Genomic DNA, 3,169 nt, shown 5'->3' with positions numbered 1-3,169 from the left:
CACAAAGCTACGTAACGGCGCGATACTTTTTTCAATAGAAGCTCCCGTCTGTAGCTTTTCACGACTTTTTGGGTCTAGGCGAAGTTTTAGTTCATCCCAAAATTTTTCATCTGACCAGTCTTCGACGTGATCTGTTAAAGGCACTTGTAAATAGTAGCGGCTACGCGTTTCAGAACGCATACTGCATAAAGCAAATCCACGCTCTGACTGTACGTAAATCAGTTCATCGGCTACAGGTGGAACATCGGCCAATACCCCTAACCAGCCAAATGGATAAACTTTTTCAAAGGTCTTAATTTTATCTTCGGGCACACTGGCACGGCAGACACCATGGTAGCCATCACAACCAGCAATAAAGTCACACTGAATTTGAAAATCTTTACCTTGGTACTCAAACTCAACTTTTGGCGCTGTGTAGAAATCTTTCACTTGTACATTTTGAGCTTCATAAAATGAAGTGAGCTGCTCTGCTTCACGCGCAGTCATTAAATCTTTGGTGACTTCGGTCTGACCATATACGGTCACTTGTTTACCACCTGTGAGTGCGGCTAAATCAACTCGATGCAATTCACCATTGGTCAAGATTTCGATGCCCGAATGCGGTAAGCCTTTGTCTTTTAAGTTTTGGTCAACGCCTGCTTGTTTCAGTAAGTCGACCGAAACTTGCTCTAAAATTCCTGCACGAATCCGTGAAGCCACATATTCAGCACTACGTTGCTCAACAATAATATGATCGATTCCAGCTTTATATAGAAGTTGCCCAAGCAATAACCCTGCTGGCCCAGAACCAATAATTGCAACCTGTGTCTTTAAAATATCCATAACTTCATCCTTGTTTCATCCTGACTTTTAAATTACTGGCTTTAAGTTTTGTGCACTATGTATCCAAGACGAAAATAACCGTTTATCATCTAGTTTGTCCGAATAGCGGACAGAAACAACCAAAATAACAGGAATGAAAGGATGCCTTCTCTCGATGCTTTTTTAGAGCACCCAAACTCGCATGAGAAAATTCGTCAAGATGACTATATTGCAGGGTTAGCAAAAGGCTTAGCTTTACTCGAAGCTTTTGGAACAGATCGGCAACGGCTCAATGTCACTCAAGTGGCCGAGCGAACCGGTATTAGCCGAACAGCAGCAAGGCGGTATCTGAAAACTTTAAAATACTTAGGCTATTTAGAAACAGACGAACATTACTTTTGGCTCACTCATCGTGTGCTGCGCTTTTCGAGTTCTTATTTAAGCTCTGCCCACCTGCCTAAAGTTGCTCAATCATTTTTAAATCTTTTGTGCGCGCAGACGTCTCTGACTTTTTCAATTGTAGTTCTGGATGATAATGAAGTCGTGCCGATTGCCCGTAGCTATTTACCGCAGCAAGATAATTTGCGTGTAAGCCCTTATGGCATGCATTTAGGAAACCGACTCCCTGCCCATGCAACGTCTACAGGTAAAGTATTGCTGGCAGCACTGTCTGAAGAAGCTCAGCACGCATGGGTCAAAACTTATGGTTTAAAACGCTTAACCCCTTTTACCCTAGTAGATGAGTCCAAGTTTTTTGAAGTGCTTAAGGGCATTACGTTATCGGACTATTGTCTTTCCAAAGAAGAACATGAGCTTGGCGTGATTGCGATTGCAGTGCCTGTATTTAATGCACAAGGTCAAGCCGTCGCAGCGCTTAACTGCATGTCTCAAACCAACCGTGTACAAGAAGATTATTTGGTTCAACAAATTTTGCCATTGCTACGCAACACGGCAAATGAACTTAGAAATGTGATTTAAATAAACTTAGAAACTCTTGTTATCTATCCAAAGGTACAAGAGTTTCAACCATAATTTTAAATAGCGAAGTTTTTAACTTGCTGGCTTGCCAGATCTAATGCATTGCTGCGATAAGCTTGCATGTCTAGGCCTTCTGCATAGATAAAATCGACTCCATGAATGCCCATTAGACCTAACACTGCTTTGAGATAAGGCGTGACGGCCTCAGTTTCTTGACCGACATGGATACCGCCCCGACTACTTACCACCACCGCTTTTACCCCTTCAACCAAACCTTGAGGATAAGTTTCGGTGTAGCGGAATGTTTGTCTTGCTCGTGCCACTAAATCAAACCAGTTTTTGAGTTGAGTCGGGACATTTAAGTTGTACATGGGCGCGCCAATAATGAGTAAATCAGCACTTTTTAATTCAGCAATTAATTCATCAGACAAATCAACAATCTGTTGAATGTCTTGATTTATATTCTCAGCCCCACGGAGCGCCTGAAAAATTTCTAAATCTAATACAGGTAGGTTCATTTCAGCTAAATTACGTATGGTGATGTCATCTTGCAAACCTTGGTCTTTTCGATGTTCAAGCATGATATCGATTAGGCGATTGGTTTGTGAACCCTCACCCATAATGCTAGATTTTAATACCAATATTTTAGCCATGACCATCTCCAAGTTTTTGATCAAGCCATATTAACTCCACATTAAATTCAACAGTGGTGATATTATTTCTTATCATTGGTTCCTTTTAGGCAACAATTATGCAACATGAGCTAAGTGCGATTTCTATATTTGTGACTGTGGTTGAAGCTGGAAGTTTTGTAAAAGCTGCCGAGCAATTGCATTTAACTCGCTCAGCCATTAGTAAAAATATTGCTCGGCTTGAAGATCAGCTTGGTGTGGCTTTATTTAAAAGAACAACACGTTCGCTCAGCATGACTGACGAAGGTGCTTTGTTTTATGAACATAGTCGCCGAGCGGTCAGTGAAATACAAAATGCAGCAGCTCTGTTAGACCAAGGGAAAATAAACGCAACAGGCCGTTTAAGAATGTCTGTACCAGTACTATTTGGGCAACTCTTTGCGGCCCCGCTCATGGTTAAATTTGCTCAACAGTATGCGGGCTTACAGCTAGAAATTTCATTTAATGATCGAACTGTAGACTTGGTCGAAGAAGGTTTTGATTTATGTATAAGAATCGGTTCATTACCTGACACCACTCAGTTGGTTGCCAAACTGATTGGTGAACATCGAATGTTACTTTGTGCCTCACCTGACTATTTAAATAAAGCAGGTCCTTTAGAAAATATTGAAGACTTAGACCACCACGCCACGATTGCCGATCCGCATTTTGGTCAAATGCAAAAATGGCGGCTACAAAAGGAAAAGAGCGAGCCTTTA

General features: G+C 41.5%; 4 protein-coding genes. 2 read left to right on the top strand and 2 right to left on the bottom strand.

The genetic code is table 11. The features are described from left to right. Window positions 1-822 (bottom strand): 4-hydroxybenzoate 3-monooxygenase (locus UC75_RS00905; RefSeq protein WP_228136992.1); only part of this gene is annotated, 822 nt, incomplete at its 3' end. A 141-nt stretch (window positions 823-963) separates the two neighbouring features. Here UC75_RS00905 and pobR point away from each other — a divergent pair. Continuing rightward, window positions 964-1,779: an IclR family transcriptional regulator PobR gene (pobR, locus tag UC75_RS00900; protein ID WP_049836386.1), complete on the top strand. Its 816-nt coding sequence runs from the start codon at window positions 964-966 to the stop codon at window positions 1,777-1,779. Between the two features lie 56 nt (window positions 1,780-1,835). On the opposite strand, the gene UC75_RS00895 is transcribed toward pobR, so the two are convergent. Then, the gene (locus tag UC75_RS00895) at window positions 1,836-2,432 is read right to left on the bottom strand and encodes an NAD(P)H-dependent oxidoreductase (RefSeq protein WP_049836385.1); all 597 of its coding nucleotides are present in this window, start codon (window positions 2,430-2,432) and stop codon (window positions 1,836-1,838) included. Between the two features lie 98 nt (window positions 2,433-2,530). On the opposite strand from UC75_RS00895, the gene UC75_RS00890 reads away from it, so the two are divergent. Beyond that, window positions 2,531-3,169: LysR family transcriptional regulator (locus UC75_RS00890; protein ID WP_228136991.1), on the top strand; the 639-nt coding region annotated here is incomplete at its 3' end.

Source organism: Acinetobacter sp. V2, from assembly GCF_001188385.1.
GTDB classification, from domain to species: domain Bacteria; phylum Pseudomonadota; class Gammaproteobacteria; order Pseudomonadales; family Moraxellaceae; genus Acinetobacter; species Acinetobacter oleivorans.
The sequence above is the reverse complement of the archived record's forward strand: the minus strand, read 5'-3'. Positions and strand labels throughout refer to the sequence as shown.